The 22,679-nt window shown below is 71.4% G+C and carries 24 protein-coding genes; 19 read left to right on the forward strand and 5 right to left on the reverse strand.

Annotated features, from left to right (window positions below; translation table 11 throughout):
* Window positions 1-4 precede the first annotated feature (4 nt).
* The gene (locus tag JI751_RS08340) at window positions 5-1,162 is read left to right on the forward strand and encodes a MalY/PatB family protein (RefSeq protein WP_201935422.1); all 1,158 of its coding nucleotides are present in this window, start codon (window positions 5-7) and stop codon (window positions 1,160-1,162) included.
* A 262-nt stretch (window positions 1,163-1,424) separates the two neighbouring features.
* Here the strand turns inward: JI751_RS08340 and JI751_RS08345 are convergent, their stop codons facing one another.
* The gene (locus JI751_RS08345) at window positions 1,425-1,904 is read right to left on the reverse strand and encodes a GNAT family N-acetyltransferase (protein ID WP_201935424.1); all 480 of its coding nucleotides are present in this window, start codon (window positions 1,902-1,904) and stop codon (window positions 1,425-1,427) included.
* Between the two features lie 23 nt (window positions 1,905-1,927).
* Between JI751_RS08345 and JI751_RS08350 the strand changes: the two genes are divergently transcribed.
* A complete protein-coding gene (locus JI751_RS08350; protein ID WP_201935426.1) occupies window positions 1,928-2,449 on the forward strand; it encodes an HIT family protein in 522 nt (173 codons plus the stop codon).
* On the opposite strand, the gene JI751_RS21770 is transcribed toward JI751_RS08350, so the two are convergent.
* The gene (locus JI751_RS21770; protein ID WP_201935428.1) at window positions 2,434-3,573 is read right to left on the reverse strand and encodes a N(5)-(carboxyethyl)ornithine synthase; all 1,140 of its coding nucleotides are present in this window, start codon (window positions 3,571-3,573) and stop codon (window positions 2,434-2,436) included. The genes JI751_RS08350 and JI751_RS21770 overlap by 16 nt on opposite strands.
* Window positions 3,570-3,707: a hypothetical protein gene (locus JI751_RS08360; RefSeq protein WP_165354226.1), complete on the reverse strand. Its 138-nt coding sequence runs from the start codon at window positions 3,705-3,707 to the stop codon at window positions 3,570-3,572. The genes JI751_RS21770 and JI751_RS08360 overlap by 4 nt, the downstream gene beginning before the upstream one ends.
* A 70-nt stretch (window positions 3,708-3,777) precedes the next feature.
* On the opposite strand from JI751_RS08360, the gene JI751_RS08365 reads away from it, so the two are divergent.
* From JI751_RS08365 to pdxS, 3 genes are read left to right on the forward strand one after another with little or no spacing between them, the layout of a single operon-like run.
* A complete protein-coding gene (locus JI751_RS08365; RefSeq protein ID WP_307814014.1) occupies window positions 3,778-4,551 on the forward strand; it encodes an inositol monophosphatase family protein in 774 nt (257 codons plus the stop codon).
* A gap of 10 nt (window positions 4,552-4,561) precedes the next feature.
* Complete coding sequence (pgsA, locus tag JI751_RS08370) at window positions 4,562-5,185, forward strand: phosphatidylinositol phosphate synthase (RefSeq protein WP_201935430.1); 624 nt, start codon at window positions 4,562-4,564, stop codon at window positions 5,183-5,185.
* 54 nt (window positions 5,186-5,239) lie between these two features.
* Window positions 5,240-6,172, forward strand: a complete 933-nt coding sequence (pdxS, locus tag JI751_RS08375) for a pyridoxal 5'-phosphate synthase lyase subunit PdxS (protein WP_201935432.1) — start codon at window positions 5,240-5,242, stop codon at window positions 6,170-6,172.
* Here the strand turns inward: pdxS and JI751_RS08380 are convergent, their stop codons facing one another.
* Complete coding sequence (locus tag JI751_RS08380; RefSeq protein ID WP_201935433.1) at window positions 6,173-7,288, reverse strand: serine hydrolase domain-containing protein; 1,116 nt, start codon at window positions 7,286-7,288, stop codon at window positions 6,173-6,175. It abuts the gene before it with no gap.
* 171 nt (window positions 7,289-7,459) lie between these two features.
* Here JI751_RS08380 and JI751_RS08385 point away from each other — a divergent pair, with 171 nt between their 5' ends.
* The 11 genes from JI751_RS08385 (at window position 7,460) to JI751_RS08435 (ending at window position 17,230) form a co-directional block, all read left to right on the forward strand.
* Window positions 7,460-8,077, forward strand: coding sequence for a hypothetical protein (locus JI751_RS08385; protein WP_201935435.1), 618 nt, complete (start codon window positions 7,460-7,462; stop codon window positions 8,075-8,077).
* A gap of 7 nt (window positions 8,078-8,084) precedes the next feature.
* Window positions 8,085-8,909 carry a S26 family signal peptidase gene (locus tag JI751_RS08390; RefSeq protein WP_201935437.1) on the forward strand — a complete coding sequence of 275 codons (825 nt, stop codon included), beginning with the start codon at window positions 8,085-8,087 and terminating at the stop codon, window positions 8,907-8,909.
* A 34-nt stretch (window positions 8,910-8,943) separates the two neighbouring features.
* Complete coding sequence (gene pdxT / locus JI751_RS08395) at window positions 8,944-9,546, forward strand: pyridoxal 5'-phosphate synthase glutaminase subunit PdxT (protein WP_201935438.1); 603 nt, start codon at window positions 8,944-8,946, stop codon at window positions 9,544-9,546.
* A gap of 37 nt (window positions 9,547-9,583) precedes the next feature.
* Complete coding sequence (locus JI751_RS08400; RefSeq protein WP_201935439.1) at window positions 9,584-10,369, forward strand: YebC/PmpR family DNA-binding transcriptional regulator; 786 nt, start codon at window positions 9,584-9,586, stop codon at window positions 10,367-10,369.
* Window positions 10,370-10,570: 201 nt separating this feature from the next.
* A complete protein-coding gene (locus tag JI751_RS08405; protein WP_201935440.1) occupies window positions 10,571-11,566 on the forward strand; it encodes a type IV toxin-antitoxin system AbiEi family antitoxin domain-containing protein in 996 nt (331 codons plus the stop codon).
* Window positions 11,567-11,804: 238 nt separating this feature from the next.
* Window positions 11,805-12,344, forward strand: coding sequence for a crossover junction endodeoxyribonuclease RuvC (ruvC, locus tag JI751_RS08410; RefSeq protein WP_201935441.1), 540 nt, complete (start codon window positions 11,805-11,807; stop codon window positions 12,342-12,344).
* Window positions 12,341-12,940, forward strand: coding sequence for a Holliday junction branch migration protein RuvA (gene ruvA / locus JI751_RS08415; RefSeq protein ID WP_201935442.1), 600 nt, complete (start codon window positions 12,341-12,343; stop codon window positions 12,938-12,940). Before ruvC ends, ruvA begins: the two co-directional genes overlap by 4 nt.
* A gap of 6 nt (window positions 12,941-12,946) precedes the next feature.
* On the forward strand, window positions 12,947-14,035 hold the full coding sequence (gene ruvB, locus JI751_RS08420; protein WP_201935443.1) for a Holliday junction branch migration DNA helicase RuvB: 1,089 nt from the start codon (window positions 12,947-12,949) through the stop codon (window positions 14,033-14,035).
* Window positions 14,036-14,083: 48 nt separating this feature from the next.
* The gene (gene yajC, locus JI751_RS08425) at window positions 14,084-14,377 is read left to right on the forward strand and encodes a preprotein translocase subunit YajC (RefSeq protein WP_201935445.1); all 294 of its coding nucleotides are present in this window, start codon (window positions 14,084-14,086) and stop codon (window positions 14,375-14,377) included.
* Window positions 14,370-14,918: an adenine phosphoribosyltransferase gene (locus tag JI751_RS08430; protein WP_201935447.1), complete on the forward strand. Its 549-nt coding sequence runs from the start codon at window positions 14,370-14,372 to the stop codon at window positions 14,916-14,918. Before yajC ends, JI751_RS08430 begins: the two co-directional genes overlap by 8 nt.
* A 29-nt stretch (window positions 14,919-14,947) precedes the next feature.
* Window positions 14,948-17,230, forward strand: a complete 2,283-nt coding sequence (locus tag JI751_RS08435; protein WP_236665840.1) for a RelA/SpoT family protein — start codon at window positions 14,948-14,950, stop codon at window positions 17,228-17,230.
* Window positions 17,231-17,445: 215 nt separating this feature from the next.
* Here JI751_RS08435 and JI751_RS08440 read toward each other — a convergent pair whose 3' ends face one another.
* Window positions 17,446-18,696: a DUF349 domain-containing protein gene (locus JI751_RS08440; protein ID WP_201935449.1), complete on the reverse strand. Its 1,251-nt coding sequence runs from the start codon at window positions 18,694-18,696 to the stop codon at window positions 17,446-17,448.
* A 116-nt stretch (window positions 18,697-18,812) separates the two neighbouring features.
* Between JI751_RS08440 and JI751_RS08445 the strand changes: the two genes are divergently transcribed.
* From JI751_RS08445 to aspS, 3 genes are read left to right on the forward strand one after another with little or no spacing between them, the layout of a single operon-like run.
* On the forward strand, window positions 18,813-19,493 hold the full coding sequence (locus tag JI751_RS08445) for an MBL fold metallo-hydrolase (RefSeq protein ID WP_201935451.1): 681 nt from the start codon (window positions 18,813-18,815) through the stop codon (window positions 19,491-19,493).
* The gene (gene hisS, locus JI751_RS08450) at window positions 19,490-20,842 is read left to right on the forward strand and encodes a histidine--tRNA ligase (protein ID WP_201935454.1); all 1,353 of its coding nucleotides are present in this window, start codon (window positions 19,490-19,492) and stop codon (window positions 20,840-20,842) included. Before JI751_RS08445 ends, hisS begins: the two co-directional genes overlap by 4 nt.
* On the forward strand, window positions 20,839-22,644 hold the full coding sequence (gene aspS, locus JI751_RS08455; protein ID WP_201935457.1) for an aspartate--tRNA ligase: 1,806 nt from the start codon (window positions 20,839-20,841) through the stop codon (window positions 22,642-22,644). The genes hisS and aspS overlap by 4 nt, the downstream gene beginning before the upstream one ends.
* Window positions 22,645-22,679: the final 35 nt, after the last annotated feature.

A 22,679-nucleotide genomic window follows, 5' to 3' on the forward strand; every position in this document is an offset into this window, starting at 1 on the left:
CGCGGTGGTCATCGCCGATCGCCGCCCGATCGTCGACCTCACCGAGGAGCAGGCGCGCCGCGCGCTTCCCCTGAAGTGGGGGCTGATGCCCGCCGGCGTGATCCCCGCGTGGGTCGCGGAGATGGACTACGCCGTCGACCCCGTGGTGATGGAGGCGGTGCAGCGCGCGCTCGCCGACGGCATCACGGGCTACCCGCTCGAGCGCGAGCCGGCGCTGGGGGAGGCCTACGCCGGGTGGGCGGCACGCCACTTCGGCTGGGCGCCGTCGCCCGAGGCCGTACGTCCCGTCGTCGACGTGACCGCCGGCGTCCGCCTGGCCATCGACGTCCTCAGTGGTCCGGGGGGCGTGGTCTTCCCGACGCCCGGCTACAACGCGCAGCACGGCCTGGCCGGCATCACCGGCCGCACCGAGCACCTGCTCGAGGTGCCGCTGTCGGCCGAGCGCGCCGGGATCGACCTCGACCGGCTCGACCGGCTCTTCGCCGAGGGTGCGCGGACGCTGATCCTCACGCAGCCGCACAACCCGTGGGGCCGCGTCTTCACGCGGGCCGAGCTCGAGGGGATCCGTGACGTCGTCGTACGCCACGGGGCGCGGGTCGTCAGCGACGAGATCCACGCGCCGCTGGTCCTGCCGGGTGCCGAGCACGTGTCCTACCTCGCGATCGACGGCACCCACGACCACGCGGTCGCCGTGGTCGCCGCGTCCAAGGCCTTCAACACCGCCGGCCTCAAGTGCGCGCAGCTCGTCGTGCCGTCGGCGGCCGACCGCGCCCGGCTCGACGCCGAGCCGATGTCCCGCAACGACTCGTGGTCGCCCCTCGGCGTCATCGCCGCGCGGACGGCGTACGACGACGGCGACCCGTGGCTGGCGTCGCTGGTCGAGCGACTCGACCAGCAGCGCGCACTGCTCGGGTCGCTGCTCGCGGACCACCTGCCCGAGGTGCGGATGCGCCCCGTCGAGGCGACCTACCTCGCCTGGCTCGACGCGTCCGCCTACGGCCACGACGCCGCCGCCGCGGTCGCCCTCGAGCGCGGCCGGGTCCAGCTGAGCGACGGCGCGTCCTACGCCCCCGGCTCCACCGGCCACGTCCGCCTCAACTTCGCCACCTCGCCCGAGCGCCTCACCGAGATCGTCGAGCGGCTGGCGAAGGCCTGGACCTGACGCCACTGGCCCGTGAGTCGCCCAGAGACTCAACGTCCAGTGACCCGTGAGTCGCCCAGAGACTCAACGTCCAGTGGCCCGTGAGTCGCCCAGAGACTCAACGTCCAGTGGCCCGTGAGTCGCCCAGAGACTCAACGTCCAGTGGCCCGTGAGTCGCCCAGAGACTCAACGTGCATCCCGGCCGTGTCACGGCACGAACGGCCGTAAGTGGAGCCAGCGGCCCGACCTAGCGGCACCTGGCTCCACTGTCGCCGGGCGGCGGCTACGCCAGCGGCTTCACGTACCTCCGGCACGGCGACACGAACGTCTGACCGAGCGCGGTGACCTCGTAGGGCAGGTCGCCCTCGTCGACCCAGCCCTGCCTCTCGTAGAAGCGGCGGGCCCGGGCGTTGCCGGCGACCACCGCGAGCCAGGCCGAGGAGTGTCCACCGGCGGCGACCGCGCGCTCGGCCTCGTCGAGCAGGCGGGCGGCCAGGTCGGTCCCCCGAGCGGCTCGGGCGACGAAGACCTGCTCGACCTCGTCGCCGACCACCATCACGAAGCCGAGCAGCTCACCGGCGTCCGAGACGGCCACGGCGGTGTCCGCCACCCGCGTCGGGGTGCGCTCGTGGAAGGCAGCCAGGGTGCGAGCCGCGGTGAGTCCGTCGGGCACGTGGCCGGCGTGGCCGTCGTGCCAGCCCTCGTGCCAGAGGTCCGCCACCGCGGCCATGTCGGCGGCACCGGCCGGCCGGATCGTGGTCATGTGCCCACCCTAGGATCGTCGGCATGCCACACGACGGTCTCGAGCGGATCTGGACGCCCCACCGGATGGCCTACGTCCGCACGGCCGTCGACGACGAGGGCTGCCCCTTCTGCGCGATCCCGGGTCACCCCGACGAGGAGTCGCTCATCGTCGCGCGGGGCGGGTCGACGTACGCCGTCCTCAACCTGCACCCCTACAACCCCGGGCACCTGATGGTGCTGCCCTACCGCCACGTCGCCGACCTCACCGACCTCACCGAGGCGGAGTCGGCCGAGCTGATGACGATGACCCAGCACGCCCTCCGGACCATCCGCGCCGTCAGCAGCCCCCACTCCTTCAACGTCGGGCTCAACCTCGGCCGCTCCGCGGGCGGCTCGCTCGCCGACCACCTGCACCAGCACGTCGTGCCGCGGTGGACCGGCGACGCCAACTTCATCACCGTCGTCGGCGGCACCAAGACGCTCCCGCAGCTGCTCGAGGACACCCGCCGGCTGCTCGCGGACGCCTGGGCGGACGCCGGCCCGGACGGTCAGCCGACGGGGTAGGGGTGCTCCGCCGACCGACCCTGGAACTCCAGGATCGCGGGGTTGCACACGCGTCCGTCGCGGATCTCGATCGCCCGGCTCAACACCTCCGAGGCGTCCCAGCTCGCCGGTCCGGCGAGGACGAGGTCGACGAAGGGCAGGAGCGCCTCGCTGTTCTCCCAGGTGGCCGAGTTCCAGAGGTACGACGGGCTGTGGTCGACCGCGTAGTAGTGGACCCGGTCGCCGACGGTGAACATCGGCTCGTCGAAGGTGGTCGGCACGGCCCACGAGAAGCCCATGCCCTCGTCGCACGACACGTCGACGACCAGGCTGCCGTGGCGGAACCCGCCCAGGTCCTCGGTCCTGAGGTAGGTCAGCGGTGCCGCCGTGTCCTGCAGCGTGCAGTTGACGACGATGTCGTTCTCCGCGAGGTAGGGCGCCAGCGGCTCCCGACCGCGGTCGGTCACGACGCTGATGCCCTCGCCGTCGGGGTCGTGGTCCCACTGCCGGATCCGTACCGAGTGGATCGGTGACCCGACGGCGGCCACCCCGCGCGTGGTGAGGACGGCGACGTCGCCGACACCGTGCGCCTTGAGCGCCGTCACCGCCCCGCGCGCCGTCGCACCGAACCCGATCACGACGGCGCTGAGCCGGCGGCCGTAGTCGCCGGTGATCCCGACGAGCTCCATCGCGTGGAGCACCGAGCAGTAGCCGGCCAGCTCGTTGTTCTTGTGGAAGACGTGGAGCCCGACGTGACCGTCGGAGGTCCAGTGGTTCATCGCCTCGAAGGCGATCAGCGTCAGCTCGCGGTCGATGGCCAGCTGGGTCATCTCGGCGTCCTGCACGCAGTGGGGCCAGCCCCAGAGGACCTGCCCGGCGTGCATCCGGGCGACGTCCTCGTGCTGCGGCTTGGGCAGCACGACGACATCGGACTCCTCGAGGATCTCCCCGCGCGTCGCGAAGCCCGCGACGTACGGCGCCAGCTCCTCGTCGGAGATGCCGAACCGGGCGGCGTACCCGTGCTCGAGCGTGGTGCGTGCCGCGACCTCAGGCCCCAAGCGCGCGAGGTGGTCGGGATGGAGGGGTAGCCGGTGCTCGTTCTCCTTGGCCGACGTGCCGATCACACCGAGGCCGAGGAGACTCACTTCTTCTTCGGCGGGAGGAACGTCTCGTCGGCGCCGCTCTTCCCGGCCGCCTTGGCGTGCTTGTCGGCACGCTTCTCCTTGATGGACTTGCCGGACTTCTTGGACATGCCTTGCCGTGGCGACTTGTCGCTCATCGGGGCTCCCTTGTCGGAAGCCTGGATGGCTCCGTCCGGCCACAGTACGCCCTCGGGCTAGCGTTGCCCCGTGGATGATTCGCGCCTGCTCGCCGACGCCGCTCTCGCCACCGAGCTGGTCCGCGACGCCGCGGCCCTCGCCGCGCGGATCCGCGAGGCCGGGCTCGACGTCGAGCGGAAGACCAGCGGCTCCGACATCGTCACCCAGGCCGACACCGCCGCCGAGCGGCTGATCGTCGAGCGGCTGAGAGCCGAGCGGCCCGACGACGCGATCGTGGGGGAGGAGGGCACGTCGCAGCCCGGGACCTCGGGTCGCACCTGGGTGATCGACCCGGTCGACGGCACCTACAACTTCGCCCGCGGCAGCGACTGGTGGTGCTCCGCACTGGCGCTGGACGGCGCCGACGACGTGCTCCTCGGGGCCGTGCACCACGCCGCGAGCGGGCGCACGTGGGTCGGTGGCCCCGACCTCCGGAGCACCCGCGACGGCGCCCCTCTCGCGCCGCTGCCCGAGACCGCCCGCGAGGCGCGCTGCGCGACGACCTACCTCCACCCGCCGTTCTACGGCAGCGAGGTCGGCGAGGCGTTCACCCGCGCGCTCGGCCAGGTCGGGACCCTGCGGATGCTCGGCTCCGGGACGATGGACTGCATGGCCATCGCCGGCGGCCAGTGGGACGTGCTCTTCCAGCACAGCGTCGCCGACTGGGACCGGCTCCCGGGCGCGGCGATCGTGCGCGGCGCGGGCGGCGACTCGGTCGTCGTACGGACTGCGGGGGTCGACTGGACGGTCACCGGGGCGCCCGCCGCGGTGGCTGACGTCCGCGCAGCCCTGCTCGACGGGTAGCCTGCGGCCCGTGCTCGACAGGTTCAAGCAGTTCTGGCAGGGCGTCATGCTCGCGCCGTTCATCAACCTCTTCATCCGTCTCGGCGTGAGCCCCGACGCGGTGACGCTCGTCGGCACGCTGGGGGTGAGCTTCGGCGCGATCTTCTTCTTCGCCCAGGGCTGGGTGTGGCAGGGCGTCCTCTTCATCACCGCCTTCGTCTTCAGCGACCTCGTCGACGGTGCGATGGCGCGCAAGATGGGGCGCAAGGACGACTTCGGCGCGTTCCTCGACTCGACCCTCGACCGGGTGGCCGACGGAGCGCTCTTCGGCGGCCTGGCCCTCTTCTTCGCCTGGCACCACGAGAGCCGCCTCTACCTCGCGCTGTGCCTGGTCATCCTGGTCATGGGCGCCGTGACGTCGTACGCCCGCGCGAAGGCGGACGTCCTCGGCTACGACGCCAAGGTCGGCATCGCGGAGCGTCCGGACCGGCTCGTCGGGATGCTCGTGCCGGCCTTCTTCGCCGACGTCCTCGACCTCTGGTGGCTGCTCTACATCGCCCTCTGGGCGCTCGCGATCGCGGCCACCGTGACCGTCGCGCAGCGCATCTGGGTGGTCCGCCGTCAGGCGCTGGAGCGGGCGGCCTCGCAGCCCTGATCCACCCCCCGTCCCGATGCATCCTTTCGGATGAGCCAGCACTACGATCGGGGCATGGCTGAGCACACCCCGTCGACCTCCACCGAGACCCCCGCCGAGACCCCCATCGAGCACGGCACCAGCCGCGTCAAGCGCGGCATGGCCGAAATGCTCAAGGGTGGCGTGATCATGGACGTCGTCACCGCCGACCAGGCCAGGATCGCCGAGGACGCCGGCGCCGTCGCGGTGATGGCGCTCGAGCGCGTGCCGGCCGACATCCGCGCCCAGGGCGGCGTCTCCCGGATGAGCGACCCCGACATGATCGACTCGATCATCGAGGCCGTGTCGATCCCGGTGATGGCCAAGGCCCGCATCGGCCACTTCGCCGAGGCGCAGGTGCTCCAGTCGCTCGGTGTCGACTACATCGACGAGTCCGAGGTGCTGACCCCGGCCGACTACGCCAACCACATCGACAAGTGGAACTTCACCGTGCCGTTCGTGTGCGGGGCCACCAACCTCGGCGAGGCGCTGCGCCGCATCACCGAGGGCGCGGCGATGATCCGCTCCAAGGGCGAGGCCGGCACCGGCGACGTGTCCAACGCGGTGATGCACATGCGCACGATCGGTGGCGAGCTGCGCCGCCTGCACGGCATGGCCGACGACGAGCTCTACGTGGCGGCCAAGGAGCTCCAGGCGCCCTACGAGCTGGTCAAGGAGGTCGCGGCCGCGGGCAAGCTGCCGGTCGTCCTCTTCACCGCCGGCGGGATCGCCACCCCGGCCGACGCCGCGATGATGATGCAGCTCGGCGCCGAGGGCGTCTTCGTCGGCTCGGGCATCTTCAAGTCCGGCAACCCGGCCCAGCGCGCCGAGGCGATCGTCAAGGCGACGACGTTCTTCGACGACCCCGACGTGGTCGCGAAGGTGTCGCGCGGCCTCGGCGAGGCCATGGTCGGCCTCAACGTCGACGAGATCCCGCAGCCGCACCGCCTCTCCGAGCGCGGCTGGTAGTCACCGGCGCAGCGCCTCGGTCAGCACCGTCGCGGCGCTGCCGAAGCCGTACGACTCCGCGCCCGCCGGCGCGGGCAGCCCGAGCCGGACGACCATGGTCTTCGTGGTCGGGTCGACGAGGAGCACCTGCCCGCCGAACCCGAGCGCCGCGAACACGTCCTCCGGGGCGTATGACGCCAGCTGGCCGGTGACGCTGCGGACGGGCTGGCCCTGCGCGTCGACCGCATCGGTCGCGCCGCGGACCCGGCCGGGGCGGTTGAGCCACCAGAGGTAGCCGTAGGCCGCGTTGTGCACGGTGGACGACCGGCCGACGGCGCGCCTCACGTAGTCCCGGTCGAGGATCCGGTGCCCGTCGACCTTCCCCCGCCCCAGGTAGAGCTCGCCGAACCGCGCCAGGTCGAGGCAGGTGGTCTGCAGGCCGTAGAACATCACCGCAGCGTTGTCCGCGCGGTCGGTGATGAAGTTCGTATGCGTCATGCCGAGCGGCTCGAAGAGCCGCTCGCGGGCGAACCTCGCGACGCGCATCCCGGTCGCCCCCTCCAGCACGGGCTCGAGCACCTGGATGGCCGCGTTGTTGTAGGCCCACGCGCTGCCCGGGGCGTACTGCTGCGGCAGGCCGACGGCGTACCTCGTGCGGCTCCGCGCGCGCAGCAGGTCGGTGTAGTCGCTCTGCAGGGACCAGAAGCGGCCGCTGTCGTTGGAGAGCAGGTTGCGCACCGTCACCGCCTCCGACGGCGTGCCGCGCCACTGCGGGACGTAGCGCGAGACCCGGTCGTCGAGGCGCAGGTCGCCGTCGCGGATCGCGATGCCGACGAGCGTGCTGGTGACCGACTTGGTGATCGAGAAGACCTCGCGCGGGGTGTCGCGCTCCAGCTGCTGCCAGTTCCACTCGCCGGCCAGCCTGCCGTTGCGGACGACCGCGAAGCAGGTCGAGCCGAGGCGGCGGGCCTCCGCCGCGCCGCGCTCGATCGCGCTGCCGCGCAGGCCGAGGCTCGACGGCGACGCGATCGTCCAGCCGTCGACCGTCCGCTCGCGCTCCGGCGCAGGTGCGGCGCCGACCGGCGCGGCCGTCCCGGCGATCACGAGAGCAGCGGCCAGGAGTGCAGGGAGTCTCATGGCACGAGCCTAGGGCGACGACGTCATGCCGACCTGGCCGACCGGCCGCCCCGACCGGCCCGTCCGCACCAGGCCGATGTCACCCGACCGGGCCATTTGTGGCAGTTCTGTTACCCACCGGAGGGGCTCGTGTTCGCATGGGCGGCGACATCCACTCGAGGAGAAGCCATCATGTCCCCAGCCTCCGAGGCGCCCCGACGCTCCAGCTCGCTCGTCTGGCTCAGTGCCGCCGTCGCCAGCGTGCTGCTCACCCTCAGCGTGTCCGGCACGCTCGGCAGCTGGACCGAGGCGGTGCTCCGCCAGAACGGCAACACCGCCGGGACCGCCGGCGCGCTGCTGCTGAGCATCTCGGGTCCCGACGCCACCGGTGCCGCATCCACCTGCACGTCGTCCTCTTCGGTGACTAACGACGCGACCTGCAGCATCAACCTCCTCGGCGCCAACGGCGTGGCGAAGACGGCGATGCGTCCGGGTGACACCCAGACCACCCTGTTCAACGTCACCACCGGCGGCGAGCTGACCGGCAACACCCTCAACATCGCGCCCGGGGCCTGCACCGGCTCGACCGACCTGTGCGGAGCGCTGCTCGTCACGCTCACCTGCGTCGGCGGTCAGACCACCGTCATCGGGCCGATGAGCCTCACGGCGTTCGCGAGCGCCGATCGCGACCTGCTCGGGCTGCCGGCGACCACCACGGCCTGCACGGCCGTGACGTTGCTGCCCCTCACGGCGCCACTGGCCACGCGCAACAAGACGGTCAGCCAGGACGTCGTCTGGACGTTGAGCTGACGGAGCGATGAGTCCCCGCTCTGCGGCGACGCCGAGGACGGTCCCCGTCGTGCTCGGCGTCGTCGTGCTGCTCATCGGGGTCGGCGTCGCCACGTCGTGGCTGCTCGCCGGCGGACGGTGGCTGCGGATGGACACGCCGTCCATGGGCACAGCCGCGCCGGTCGGGAGCCTGCTGTGGGTCCGCCCCGTCGAGCTCGAGGACGTCGCGGTGGGGGACCTGGTCACGGTCCGGCCGGCGGACGCCGGAGGGCGGACGTACACCCACCGTGTCGTCTCCACGACGCCACGCGGCCTCCGCACCGGTGGGGTGCTCTCCGGCGAGGATCCCTGGGTGATCGACCAGGCACGGCTGGTGGGTCGGGTGGACCACGTGTGGCCCGTGCTCGGGCTCGTGCTGCGGCTCGCGCCGCTGCTCCTCGCGCTGCTGCTGGCGGCGTTCCTCGCGCCGGCGCGCCTGCCCGAGCGCTGGCGGCTGCCCGTGCGCATCGTCGGGGTGTCGCTGGCCCTCTCGGTGGTGCTGGTGGTGCACCAGCCGCTCACCGACGCGCGGATGCTCGCCTTCGACACGGGCGCCGAGGGCGCGCGCACGACGTGGGTCAACGCCGGTCAGGTGCCGTTGCGCCTGCGCGCGCCGTCCACCGGGGCGAGCGCGACCATGGGTCCGGGGGAGACCGCGACCGTCGCGGTGGCCCGCACGGACGCTCGCGGGAGGTACGTCGTCTCGGTGCGCCCGGACCTGCCCGGATGGACCTGGTGGCTGGTAGGCGGTCCGTGGGTGCTGCTCGCACTCGGCCACACCCTCCGCGAGCGGCGTACGCTCCACCCCGCCTGAGCGTCGCCCCGCCCGCAGGTCCTACCCTCCGACTGTGGCTGTCCCTCCCGTCATCGGCGTGCTGGCCCTGCAGGGCGACGTGCGCGAGCACCTGGCGGCCCTGCGGTCGCTGGGCGCCGACCCGATCTCCGTACGACGTCCCGGCGAGCTCGCAGCCTGCGACGGCCTCGTCATCCCGGGCGGGGAGTCCACGACGATGGTCAAGCTGGCCAGGATCTTCGACATGCTCGAGCCGCTGCGCGACGCCGTGCGCGGTGGCCTGCCGGCCTTCGGGACGTGCGCCGGGATGATCATGCTCGCCGACCGGATCGAGGACGGCGCCGTCGGGCAGGAGACGATCGGCGGCCTCCACATCACCGTGCGGCGCAACGCCTTCGGGCGCCAGGTCGACTCCTTCGAGGAGGACCTGCACGTCGACGGACTGACCGACCCGGTGCGGGCGGTCTTCATCCGGGCGCCGTGGGTCGAGGCCGTCGACGACGACGTCGAGGTGCTGGCTCGGGTCGGGGACGGGCCCGCCGCGGGTAGGATCGTCGCGGTCCGTCAGGGCCCCCTGATGGCGACCTCGTTCCACCCGGAGGTCGGCAGCGACGATCGCGTCCACGGCATGTTCGTGGACCTGGTCCGCTCGGCCTGACCGACGTACACGACGCAAGCGACAGATAGAGGGACTGATGTCCGGCCACTCCAAGTGGGCAACGACCAAGCACAAGAAGGCCGCGATCGATGCCAAGCGCGGCAAGCTCTTCGCCAAGCTGATCAAGAACATCGAGGTCGCGGCGAAGCAGGGCGGCGGCGACCCCGCCGGCAACCCGACGCTCTACGACGCCATCCAGAAGGCGAAGAAGAGCTCGGTCCCCAACAAGAACATCGACTCCGCGCTCAAGCGCGGCTCCGGCGCCGAGTCCGGCGGGGTCGACTACAAGAACATCTCCTACGAGGTCTACGGCCCCCAGGGCGTCGCGATCCTCGTCGAGTGCCTCACCGACAACACCAACCGGGCCGCGATGGAGGTCCGCACGGCGGTCACCCGCAACGGCGGCACCATGGCCGACCCCGGCTCCGTCTCGCGCCTCTTCACCCGCAAGGGCATCGTGGTCGTGCCGAAGTCGCAGGACCACGACGGCTCCACCCGTGAGGTGTCCGAGGACGACGTCCTCGAGGCCACCCTCGACGCCGGCGCCGAGGAGGTCAGCGACCTCGACGACGTGTTCCAGGTGCAGAGCGAGGCCACCGACCTCGTCGCCGTCCGTACCGCCCTCCAGGACGCCGGCATCGACTACGACTCCGCCGACGTCGAGTTCGTGCCCAGCATGGAGATCCCCGTCGACGCCGCCGGCGCCGGCAAGGTGATGCACCTCGTCGACGCCCTCGAGGACCTCGACGACGTCCAGGACGTCTTCACCAACGTCGACGTCCCCGCCGACGTCCTCGCCGAGCTCGAGGCCGCCGACGCCTGACCCGGCCCGCTCTTCCCGCTGTAACGCCGGGTTAGCAGCTGTACCCACTACCTTGCTAGACGGTGGGTACACCACCTAACCCGGCGTTACAGCGCTGGACGGGGCCTGCAACCATCCACAACCACGCGTTGTACGCCGCTCTCCACAGCTGGTGCGCTGGCGGTCCGCCGGGCGTCGGTCGTCCTGCCGATCGTCGTGGGCATGTATCTCCCTGTCATCGTCCAGCTTCATTCGCAGCACGGCCTCATCACGACGGGGCAGCTCGTGGCGGCCGGGCTGGATCACTACGACATCGATCGCCTCGGCTCCAACGGTCGACTCCTGCGCCTCCGGCGGGGTGTGTACGTCGACCCGGACGCGTGGGCGGACCTCGATCCCTTCCGACAGCAGCCACTGCTCCGCATCCGCGCGGCGAGCATGAGCCTGACATCGACGGCCTACGTCTTCAGCCACGACTCGTCCGCGATCGCCCTCGAGATGGGTGCGCCGGACCCTCGCACGGCCCTGGTCCACGTGACTCGCAGGAAGGTGCACGGCGACGCGGTCCGCGCCGGCGTGAAGCACCACCTGGCTCCGTACCTCCCCGACGACGTCGTCGAGGTCGACGGCCTGCGCATGCTCGGTCCTGCGCGCACCGCTCTTGACATGGTGCGCGAGCACGGCCGTGCCCACGGCCTTGCGGCGTGCGACGCGGCAATGCGTCAGGGCGTCACCCCAGCGCAGCTCCGCGAGGTCCTGGCCCGGATGAAGGACTGGCCGCACAGCCGGTGCATGAGGTGGTGCATCGAGCATGCTGATCCGCTGGCCGAGACCTATCTCGAGTCGCTCCTCCGCGACTTCGTCCTCGAGCTCGGCATCGGCCGTCCCGACCTCCAGTTCGGCCTGACCGACGGTCGCACCACCGCGTTCGCCGACGTCGCCGTGCACCGGCATCTCTTCGAAGCCGACGGTGGACTCAAGTACGAGCCCGACAACCCGGCCGCGATGGCCCCGACCGGCGTCCTGCTCAAGGAGAAGCACCGGCAGGACTTCCTGGCCGGGTTCAAGCTCGGGATGAGCCGGCTGACCTACGTCGACATGTTCTCGGGTCGCCGCGGCGCCCTTGCTCGGGCCGCTCGCGAGTACGCCGACACATGTGCGCGCTTCGGCAAGAACACCGACGACCTCGCCCCGTACCGCGTGTCGCGCCGTCCCTGACGTCGCCCTCGCCTCACGCTGTAACGCCGGGTTAGCCCTTGTACCCACCCCCTTGCAAGATGGTGGGCACAGCACCTAACCCGGCGTTACAGCGGGCGGCGGGGTGTACGGCCGCCACGGGGGAGACGCACGAGCCCCGCGTGTCGTACGCCCCCCAGCGGGCGGGTCCGGTTAGCGTTTGCCGGACGAACATGTGTTCGGACGACGGTGACGACGGCCAGGCGAGAGGGTGAGGCGCGTGCGGGTGCTCGGCATCGACCCCGGCCTCACCCGGTGTGGCGTGGGAGTCGTCGACGGCAGCGTCGGGCGCCCGCTGACGATGGTCGACGTGGGCGTGATCCGGACGAGCGCCGACCTGCCGATCGCCCAGCGTCTGGTCAGCATCGAGAAGGGCCTCGACGCCTGGATCGAGGAGCACCGGCCCGATGCGGTGGCCGTCGAGCGGGTGTTCGCCCGCTCCGACTCCAGCACGATCATGGGCACCGCGCAGGCCAGCGGCATCGCGCTCGTCGTGGCCGCACGACGCGGCCTCCCGATCGCGATGCACACCCCCAGCGAGGTCAAGGCCGCCGTCTCCGGCAACGGTCGCGCCGACAAGGCCCAGGTCGGGGCGATGGTGGTCCGGATCCTGCGGCTGGCCGAGATGCCCAAGCCGGCCGACGCCGCCGACGCGCTCGCCCTGGCCATCACCCACGTCTGGCGGGGCTCGGCCAACACCCGCATCGAGGAAGCCGTCGCCCGGGCCAGGGCAGCGCAGCGAACAGTGAGGACCCGATGATCGCCTTCGTCCGCGGCGAGGTCGCCGCCGTCACGCTCACCAGCGCCGTCCTCGAGGTCGGTGGTGTCGGCCTCGAGCTGATGTGCACGCCCGGCACCCTCGCCACCCTGCGGGTCGGCCGGTCGGCCACCCTGCCCACGAGCATGGTGGTGCGTGAGGACAGCCTGACGATCTTCGGCTTCCTCGACGACGACGAGAAGCAGGTCTTCGAGATCGCCCAGACCGCGTCGGGCGTCGGTCCCAAGGTCGCCCAGGCGATCGTCGCGGTGATGAGCCCCGACGACGTGCGCCGAGCGATCATGACCGAGGACGTCAAGGCGCTCACCCGCGTGCCGGGCATCGGGCAGAAGGGCGCCCAGCGGATCATCCTCGAGCTCAAGGACCGCATCGGCCCGCCCACCGGCGGCCACCACGCGACCAGCGAGGTGAAGCCGCAGGAGGCGTGGCGCGACCAGGTGCAGCAGGGCCTCGTGGGCCTCGGCTGGTCGGCCAAGGAGTCGGAGAAGGCGGTCGAGGCCGTCGCCCCCGACGCCGGCGAGATGCCCGACGTCGGCGCCCTGATGCGCGCCGCCCTCCGCACGCTGAGCAAGGCATAGGCACCGATGAACTGGGACGACGTCGACGACGAGACCGACCTCACCGAGGCCGAGCTCACCCACCTCCAGCGGCTCACCGACGCCGAGGCCGACGGCGACGAGCGCGCGGTCGAGGCGGCGCTGCGCCCGAAGACCCTCGACGAGGTCGTCGGGCAGGCACGGGTCCGTGACCAGCTCGGCCTCGTCCTGGAGGCGGCCCGCCGGCGCGGCCGAGCGCCCGACCACGTCCTGCTCTCCGGCCCGCCCGGGCTCGGCAAGACCACGCTCGCGATGATCATCGCCGCCGAGATGAGCACCCCGCTCCGGCTCACCAGCGGCCCGGCGATCACCCACGCCGGCGACCTCGCCGCGATCCTCTCCGGGCTCAACGAGGGCGACGTGCTCTTCGTCGACGAGATCCACCGGATGTCGCGGCCGGCCGAGGAGCTGCTCTACATGGCGATGGAGGACTTCCGGGTCGACGTCGTCATCGGCAAGGGCCCCGGCGCCACGGCGATCCCGATCGACATCCCGCCGTTCACCCTCGTCGGCGCCACCACCCGCGCCGGCCTGCTGCCGGGCCCGCTGCGCGACCGCTTCGGGTTCACCGCGCACCTCGAGTTCTACGAGCCCCACGAGCTCGACCAGATCGTCCACCGCTCCTCCGGCCTCCTCGGCGTCCACCTCACCGCGGAGGGCTCCAGCGAGATCGCCGGTCGCTCGCGCGGCACGCCCCGGATCGCCAACCGGCTGCTGCGCCGGGTCCGCGACTACGCCCAGGTGCGCGCCGACGGCGTGCTGACGCTGCCGGTCGCGCAGTCCGCGCTCGAGCTCTTCGAGGTCGACGAGTCCGGCCTCGACCGCCTCGACCGCGCGGTCCTCGACGTGCTGTGCCGCCGCTTCGGCGGGGGACCGGTCGGCATCTCGACGCTGGCCGTCGCGGTCGGCGAGGAGCGTGAGACCGTCGAGGAGGTGGCCGAGCCGTTCCTGGTCCGGACCGGCCTGCTCGCCCGTACGCCGCGGGGCCGCGTCGCGACGCCCGCCGCGTGGCACCACCTCGGCCTCACCCCGCCGCCGCTCCCCACGGTCGACTCCACCCTCTTCGACGAGGTGTAGGGAGAAGTTAGACTCCGGGCGCTCACGCACCCCTACGTCTGGAGACCCGTGAACGACCTCGCCGCCCTTCTTCCCCTGGTCGCCATCCTGGCCCTGTTCTGGTTCATGGTGGTCCGCCCGCAGCAGCGCCGGCAGCGTGAGGTGACTGCGCTGCAGAACAGCATCGAGGTCGGCCAGCGCGTGATGATGTCGTCCGGCATCTACGGCACGATCCGTTCGGTCACCGACGACACCGCGCGCCTCGAGATCGCCCCCGGTACCGAGATCGAGATCGCCCGCGCCGCGATCGCCCGCGTGGACAGCCCGACCGCGGAGACCGACGGACCGGTCGACGATGCCTGACCGTCGTACGGCCCAGGAGGCGCTGAGCCGCCTCACGGTCGACGTCGCCGACTGGCCGCAGGAGGGCGTGACGTTCAAGGACATCACCCCCGTCCTCGCCGACCACCAGGCCTTCTCCGCGATCATCACCGCGCTCGCCGCGGCCGGGCGCGACGACCACGGCAACGTCGTGGTCGACAAGGTCGTCGGCATGGAGGCACGCGGCTTCATCCTCGCCGCGCCCGTCGCCCTGGCCCTCGGCATCGGCTTCGTCCCGGTCCGGAAGGCCGGCAAGCTCCCGCGCGAGACCCACGCCGTGTCCTACGCGCTGGAGTACGGCGAGGCGACGCTCGAGGTGCACCGCGACGCGATCGCCGCCGGCGACCGGGTGCTGATGGTCGACGATGTCCTCGCCACGGGAGGCACCGTCGTCGCGACCCGGCAGCTCATCGAGGCGTGCGGTGGCACGGCCACCGGGGTGGCGGTGTTGATGGAGCTCGGCTTCCTCGACCCGCGCTCGAAGACGGGCGACCTGCCCGTCAGCACCCTGCTGACGCTCTGACCCCTGCGCGCGGTCACTAGACTTGGTGCATGGCAGAGGAGCAGGTACCGACGCAGGAGGTCAGGGCCCCTCTGACCGCGCGCGGCATGCGTGCGCGCCTCGCCCGCGTCGGGACCAAGGCACCGTCGTCCAACCCGGTCCTCGAGCCGCTCTTCCGCGCCGTCAAGGCCAACCACCCCAAGGCCGACCTCGCCCTCCTCGAGCGCGCCTACGCCGAGGCCGACAAGTGGCACACCGGCCAGATGCGCAAGAGCGGCGACCCCTACATCACGCACCCGCTCGCGGTGACCACGATCCTCGCCGACATCGGCATGACCGAGCCGACGCTCGTCGCGGCCCTGCTCCACGACACCGTCGAGGACACGCCCTACACGCTGGAGGCGCTGCGCGCCGACTTCGGTGACGAGGTCGCCCTGCTGGTCGACGGCGTCACCAAGCTCGACAAGGTGCAGTACGGCGCCTCGGCGCAGGCCGAGACCATCCGCAAGATGATCGTCGCGATGTCGCGCGACATCCGGGTGCTGGTGATCAAGCTCGCCGACCGGCTCCACAACATGCGGACGCTGCGCTACGTCCCGGCCGCGTCGCAGGAGCGCTCGTCGCGCGAGACCCTCGACATCTACGCCCCGCTGGCGCACCGGCTCGGGATGAACACCCTCAAGTGGGAGCTCGAGGACCTCGCGTTCGCCACGCTCCACCCCAAGATCTACGACGAGATCGTGCGGATGGTCGCCGAGCGGGCGCCGTCGCGCGACTCGTTCCTGGCCGAGGTGGTCACCGAGATCGAGCAGGACCTCAAGGCGTCGAAGATCAACGCCAAGGTCACCGGCCGGCCCAAGCACTACTACTCGATCTACCAGAAAATGATCGTCGGCGGCCGCGACTTCTCCGACATCTACGACCTGGTCGGCATCCGGATCCTCGTCGACGAGGACCGCGACTGCTACAGCGCCCTCGGCGTCATCCACTCGCGGTGGAACCCGGTCCTGGGGCGGTTCAAGGACTACGTCGCGATGCCGAAGTTCAACATGTACCAGTCGCTGCACACGACGGTCATCGGCCCGGCCGGCAAGCCCGTCGAGGTGCAGATCCGGACGTTCTCCCAGCACCGCCGCGCGGAGTACGGCGTCGCGGCCCACTGGAAGTACAAGGAGAACAGCAAGGCCGGCGTCGACACCGACCGTCTCGGCGACAAGGACGACCTCACCTGGCTGCGCCAGCTGCTCGACTGGCAGAGCGAGGTCGAGGACCCGGGCGAGTTCCTCGAGTCGCTGCGCTTCGAGATGAACCAGCAGCAGGTCTACGTCTTCACGCCCCGTGGCGACGTCATCCCGCTGCCGATGGGCGCGACCCCCGTCGACTTCGCGTACGCCGTCCACACGGAGGTCGGCCACCACACGATCGGGTCGCGGGTCAACGGTCGCCTCGTGCCGCTGGAGTCGACGCTCGACAACGGCGACGTGGTCGAGGTCTTCACCTCGAAGTCGCCGAACTCCGGCCCGTCGCGCGACTGGCTGAACTTCGTCCAGTCGCCGCGGGCTCGCAACAAGATCCGCCAGTGGTTCACCAAGGAGCGGCGCGAGGAGGCGATCGAGCGCGGCAAGGACCAGATCGCCAAGCTCATGCGCAAGGAGGGCCTGCCCCTCACCCGCCTGATGACCCACGACGTGCTGGCGCTCGTCGCCGAGCACTTCCACCACGCCGACGTCTCCGCGCTCTACGCCGCGGTCGGCGAGGGCAACCTCAGCGCCCAGGCGGTCGTGCGTCGCGTCATCGACCTCCACGGCGGCGACGACGGGGCGCAGGAGGACCTCTCCGAGGGCGTCACGATCACCGGTCGCTCGCACGCGAAGCGGAGCCCCACCGACTCCGGCGTCATCGTGCCGGGCGTCGACGACCTCTGGGTCAAGCTCGCCAAGTGCTGCACGCCGGTGCCGCCCGACCCGATCCTCGGCTTCGTCACCAAGGGCGGGGGAGTCTCGGTGCACCGCCGCGACTGCACCAACGCCTCCAGCCTGCTCGGCCAGCCCGAGCGGGTGCTCGAGGTCGAGTGGGCGCCGACCTCGCAGTCGACCTTCCTGGTCAACATCCAGGTCGAGGCCCTCGACCGCGCGCGCCTGCTCTCCGACATCACGATGGCGCTCTCCGACGCCCACGTGAACATCCTCAGCGCCACCCTCTCCACCACGCGCGACCGCGTCGCGAAGAGTCGCTTCTCCTTCGAGATGGCCGACGCGGCCCACCTCGACGGCGTGCTCCGCGCCGTACGCGCCGTGCCGGGCGTCTTCGACGCCTACCGCGTCACCGCCTGACGGATCCCGCCGAGTCGGCGCATCTGTTCGCGCGAGAGGTCTCGAGTGGGCGCATCTGTTCGCGCGAGGAGGCTCGAGTCGGCGCATCTGCTCGCGCGAGGAGGCTCGAGTCGGCGCATCTGTTCGCCCGTCGCCGTACAGACGCGCCGACTCAGCGCGCTGCAGACGTACAGACGCGCCAACTCGGCGCCTCCCTGACGTACAGACGAGCCGACTCAGCTGAAGTCGGCTGCCGCCTTCTTCGCCATGTCGAGGAAGGCCTGCTTGTTGGCGAGCTCGGACTCGAGGTCCTGGGTGCGCTTGGCGTCGCCGGCGGCGGTGGCCTTGTCGAGCTTGGCCTGCGTCTCGGCGATGCCGGCCTCGAGCTTGCCGATCATGTCGTCGGCGCGGGCCGACTTCTCCGGGTCGCTGCGGCTCCACTGCTCGTCCTCGACCGCGCGGATGGCCTGCTCCACCTTCCGCATCCGTGCCTCGAGCTCCTTCATCCGGTCGCGCGGCACCTTGCCTGCGGCGTCCCAGCGGTCGGCGAGGTCGCGGAAGGCCTTCTTGGCGGCGTCGACATCGGTCACCGGCACCAGCTTCTCGGCCTCGACCAGGATCTCGTCCTTGACGACCGCGTTGGCCGCGAACTCCTCGTCGAGGGCCGCGTTGGTGGCGTCGCGGGCACCGAAGAACGTGTCCTGGGCGCCGCGGAAGCGCTGCCAGAGCTGGTCGTCGACCTCGCGCGGCGCAGGACCGGCGGCCTTCCACTCGCGCATCAGGTCGCGGTACTTGCCGGCCGTCGGACCCCACTCGGTCGACGTCGACAGCGCCTCGGCCTCCTTGACCAGCCGCTCCTTGATGACGCGGGCGCCGTCACGGCGCTCGTGCTCCTCGGCGAAGTGCGCCTTGCGGTGGCGGGTGTACGTCGTCCGCGCGGTGGAGAAGCGTCGCCACAGCGCGTCGTCGGTGGCCCGGTCGAGGCGCGGCAGCTCCTTCCACGTCGCGAGGAGGTCGCGCAGCCGGTTGGCCCCGTTGCGCCAGTCGGTGCCCTCGGCCAGCTTCTCGGCCTCGGCGACGAGCTTCTCCTTCTCCGCCTTGGACTCCGCGGTCTTCTGCGCGCGCTCCTCCTTGCGGGCGCTGCGCTGGACCGCGATCACCGGGCCGAGCGCGTCGAGCCGCGCCGCCAGCGACACGAGGTCGCCGACTGCGTGGGCGTCGACGACCTGCTCGCGCAGGGCCTTCGTCGAGGAGGTCGCCTCCTCGGGTGCCAGCCGTCCCGACGCGACGCGCTGCTCGAGCAGGTGGACCTTGCCCTCCAGCTCCTCGAAGCGCTTGGTGAAGAACTCCAGGGCCTCCTCCGGCGTACCGGCCTCGTAGGACCCGACGGAACGCTCCCCGTCTGCGGTGCGGACAAAGACTGTGCCGTCATCGGCGACGCGACCCCACGGGGTCGCGTCGTCCTGAGACTGCGTGTCGGCGCTCATGGTCGCCCATCGTAGTCATGGCCCGGACGGCCCTCGGTAGGCTTCCCACCTGAGCGGATGGGACGATCGTCCGTCCCGCTCCACCACGTCGTACGAACTAGCAAGGACTGACGCCTGTGTTCATCGCTGGCTTCCCCGCCGGACCCTGGGGGACCAACTGCTACGTCGTGGCCACGGGTCCCGGTGCCGAGTGCGTAGTGATCGATCCCGGCAAGGACTCGGCCGAGGGCGTCGCCCAGGTCGTGCGCGAGCACCACCTCAAGCCCGTGTCGGTGCTCGTCACCCACGGCCACGTGGACCACATGTGGTGCGTCGCCCCGGTCGCCGGCACCTACGACGCCACGGCGTGGATCCACCCCGCAGACCGCCACCTGCTGAGCGACCCGATGGCGGGGATGAGCCGCGAGACCACCCAGATGCTGCTCGGCGGCGACCACACGTGGGCCGAGCCCGACGACGTGCGCGAGCTCTCCGACCTCGCCGAGCTCGAGCTCGCCGGCCTCAGGTTCGTCGTCGACCACACGCCCGGGCACACCGAGGGCTCCGTGACCTTCCGTACGCCGTACGCGGAGCAGGACGTCTCCGAGGTGATGTTCTCCGGCGACCTGCTCTTCGCGGGCTCCATCGGTCGCACCGACCTGCCCGGCGGCGACCACGCCACGATGCTGCGCAGCCTCGCCGGCAAGGTGCTGCCGCTGGCCGACGACATCGTCGTGCTGCCCGGCCATGGCGAGCAGACCTCGATCGGGCGCGAGCGCGCCACCAACCCCTACCTCCAGGACCTCGAAGAAGCATGAGCAAGATCGCCCCGCTGAGCGGTTTCCCCGAGCTGCTGCCCGCGCAGCGCGCCGTCGAGCGCGAGGTGATCGCGTCGCTCTCGCGCACCTTCGAGCTGCACGGCTTCGCCAACATCGAGACCCGCGTCGTCGAGCCGATCGAGCGCCTGGCCAAGGGCGGCGAGGTCGACAAGGAGATCTACGTCCTCCAGCGCCTCGCCGCGGAGCCGGACGCCAAGGCCGAGCTCGGCATGCACTTCGACCTCACCGTGCCCTTCGCGCGCTACGTCCTCGAGCACGCCGGACACCTCGAGTTCCCGTTCCGTCGCTTCCAGGTCCAGCCGGCCTGGCGCGGGGAGCGCCCGCAGGAGGGTCGGTTCCGGCAGTTCACCCAGGCCGACGTCGACATCGTCGGGCGCGACGAGCTGCCCTTCCACCACGACGTCGAGGTGATGTCGGTGATGGTCGACGCGCTGAGCCGCCTCCCGATCCCGCGCCTGTCCTTCCAGTTCAACAACCGCAAGCTGATCCAGGGCTTCTACCGGGGCCTGGGCATCGACGACGTCACCGACGCGATCCGGGTGATCGACAAGCTCGACAAGCTCCCCGCCGACGAGGTCGCCCGGATGCTGGTCGAGCGCGTCGGCACGACCCCGGAGCAGGCGCAGCGCTGCCTCGAGCTGGCCACGATCCGGGTCTCCGACGGCTCCTTCGTGGAGCAGGTCCGCGCCCTGGGCGTCACCGACGAGCTGCTCGACCAGGGCCTCGACGAGCTCGCCGCCGTCGTCGAGGGCTGCCGGGCCGTCGCCGGCGACCGTGTCGACGTCGAGGCCAACCTGCGCATCGCGCGCGGCCTCGACTACTACACCGGCACCGTCGTCGAGGTCTTCATGGCCGGCTACGAGCGCCTCAAGTCGGTCGGCGGGGGAGGGCGCTACGACGCGCTCGCCAGCGACGGGCGTACGACCTATCCGGGCGTCGGCGTGTCCTTCGGCGTCTCCCGCACCCTCGTCCCGCTCATCTCCGACGGCGTCCTGTCCGGCAGCCGGCCGGTGCCGAGCGCCGTGCTCGTCGCCCTCAACACCGAGGACGACCGTGCCGCGAGCACGCAGGTCGCGGCGGCCCTCCGGTCCCGCGACGTCGCCTGCGAGGTCGCACCCTCGCCGGCGAAGTTCGGCAAGCAGATCCGCTTCGCCGAGCGCCGAGGCATCCCGTTCGTCTGGTTCGTCCTGGCCGACGGGACGAGCCAGGTGAAGGACATCCGGACCGGTGAGCAGGTCGATGCCGACCCCGCCACCTGGACCCCGCCGGAGCAGGACCTCCGGCCCACCATCGTCAGCACAGCCAGCACATCTGAGGAGAACCAGTGATCCGCACCCATGACGCCGGCGCCCTGCGCGCCGACCACGTCGGCCAGACCGTCACGCTCGCCGGATGGGTGGCGCGCCGACGCGATCACGGCGGTGTGGCGTTCCTCGACCTGCGTGAGGCCAGCGGCGTGGTGCAGGTCGTCGTCCGCGACGAGGACGTGGCGCACAGCCTCCGCAGCGAGTTCTGCATCAAGGTCACCGGGGAGGTCGTCGCCCGCAAGGAGGGCAACCAGAACCCCAACCTCGCCACCGGCGACATCGAGGTCGTCGCCACCGACCTCGAGGTGCTCTCCAGCTCCGACCCGCTGCCGTTCCCGATCGACGACGCGTCCGGCCACAAGGGCGGCGAGGTCGGCGAGGAGGCACGCCTCAAGCACCGATACCTCGACCTGCGTCGCTCCGGTCCCGCCGCCGCGCTGCGGCTGCGCTCGAAGATCAACAAGGCCGCCCGCGACGTGCTCGACGCCCGTGACTTCGTCGAGGTCGAGACGCCGACGCTCACCCGCTCGACGCCCGAGGGCGCCCGTGACTTCCTGGTGCCTGCCCGCCTGGCGCCCGGCAGCTGGTACGCCCTGCCGCAGAGCCCTCAGCTGTTCAAGCAGCTGCTGATGGTCGGCGGCATGGAGCGCTACTACCAGATCGCGCGCTGCTACCGCGACGAGGACTTCCGCGCCGACCGGCAGCCGGAGTTCACCCAGCTCGACATCGAGATGAGCTTCGTCGACCAGGAGGACGTCCTCACGCTGATGGAGGACGTGCTCGAGGCGATGTGGGCCCAGGCCGGTCACACCATCGAGCGCCCGATCGCCCGGATGACGTACGCCGACGCGATGGCGCGGTTCGGCTCCGACAAGCCCGACCTGCGGATGGGCCTCGAGCTCGTCGACTGCACCGAGTACTTCGCGGACACCACGTTCCGGGTCTTCCAGGCCGACTACGTCGGCGCCGTCGTCATGCCGGGTGGCGGCAGCCAGCCGCGTCGCCAGTTCGACGCCTGGCAGGACTGGGCCAAGCAGCGCGGGGCCAAGGGCCTGGCCTACGTCACGATCGCCGAGGACGGCGAGCTCGGGGGACCGGTCGCCAAGAACCTCACCGACGCCGAGCGCGACGGCCTGGCAGCCCACGTGGGCGCGGCGCCGGGGGACTGCATCTTCTTCGCTGCCGGACCCGTCAAGAGCAGCCGTGCGCTGCTCGGGGCCGCCCGCCTGGAGATCGGTCGTCGCGGCGGCATGCTCGACGAGTCGACGTTCGCGTTCACGTGGGTCGTGGACGCGCCGCTCTTCGAGCCGAGCTCCGAGGCCGTGGCCAGCGGTGACGTCGCGGTCGGCGCGGGCGCCTGGACGGCCGTGCACCACGCCTTCACCAGCCCGAAGGAGGAGTTCATGGACTCCTTCGACACCGACCCCGGCAGCGCCCTGGCGTACGCCTACGACATCGTCTGCAACGGCAACGAGCTCGGTGGCGGGTCCATCCGTATCCACCGCGGCGACGTGCAGAAGCGCGTCTTCTCGGTGATGGGTCTCGGCGAGGACGAGGCCCAGGAGAAGTTCGGCTTCCTGCTCGACGCCTTCAAGTTCGGTGCGCCCCCGCACGGCGGCATCGCGGTGGGCATGGACCGGATCGTGGCGCTGCTCGCGGGCAGCGACTCGATCCGCGACGTCATCGCGTTCCCCAAGTCCGGTGGCGGCTACGACCCGCTGACGGCCGCACCGGCACCGATCACGCCCGAGCAGCGCAAGGAGGCAGGCGTTGACGCCCCTCCTGCGACCGCAGAGGATGCTCCGGACGCCACGCGTCAGTAGGTCAAGGAAGTCCCGTCGCACGGGTGATCACGCGA

Origin of the sequence: Nocardioides baculatus (genome assembly GCF_016735675.1) — a bacterium.
Taxonomy (GTDB): domain Bacteria; phylum Actinomycetota; class Actinomycetes; order Propionibacteriales; family Nocardioidaceae; genus Nocardioides; species Nocardioides baculatus.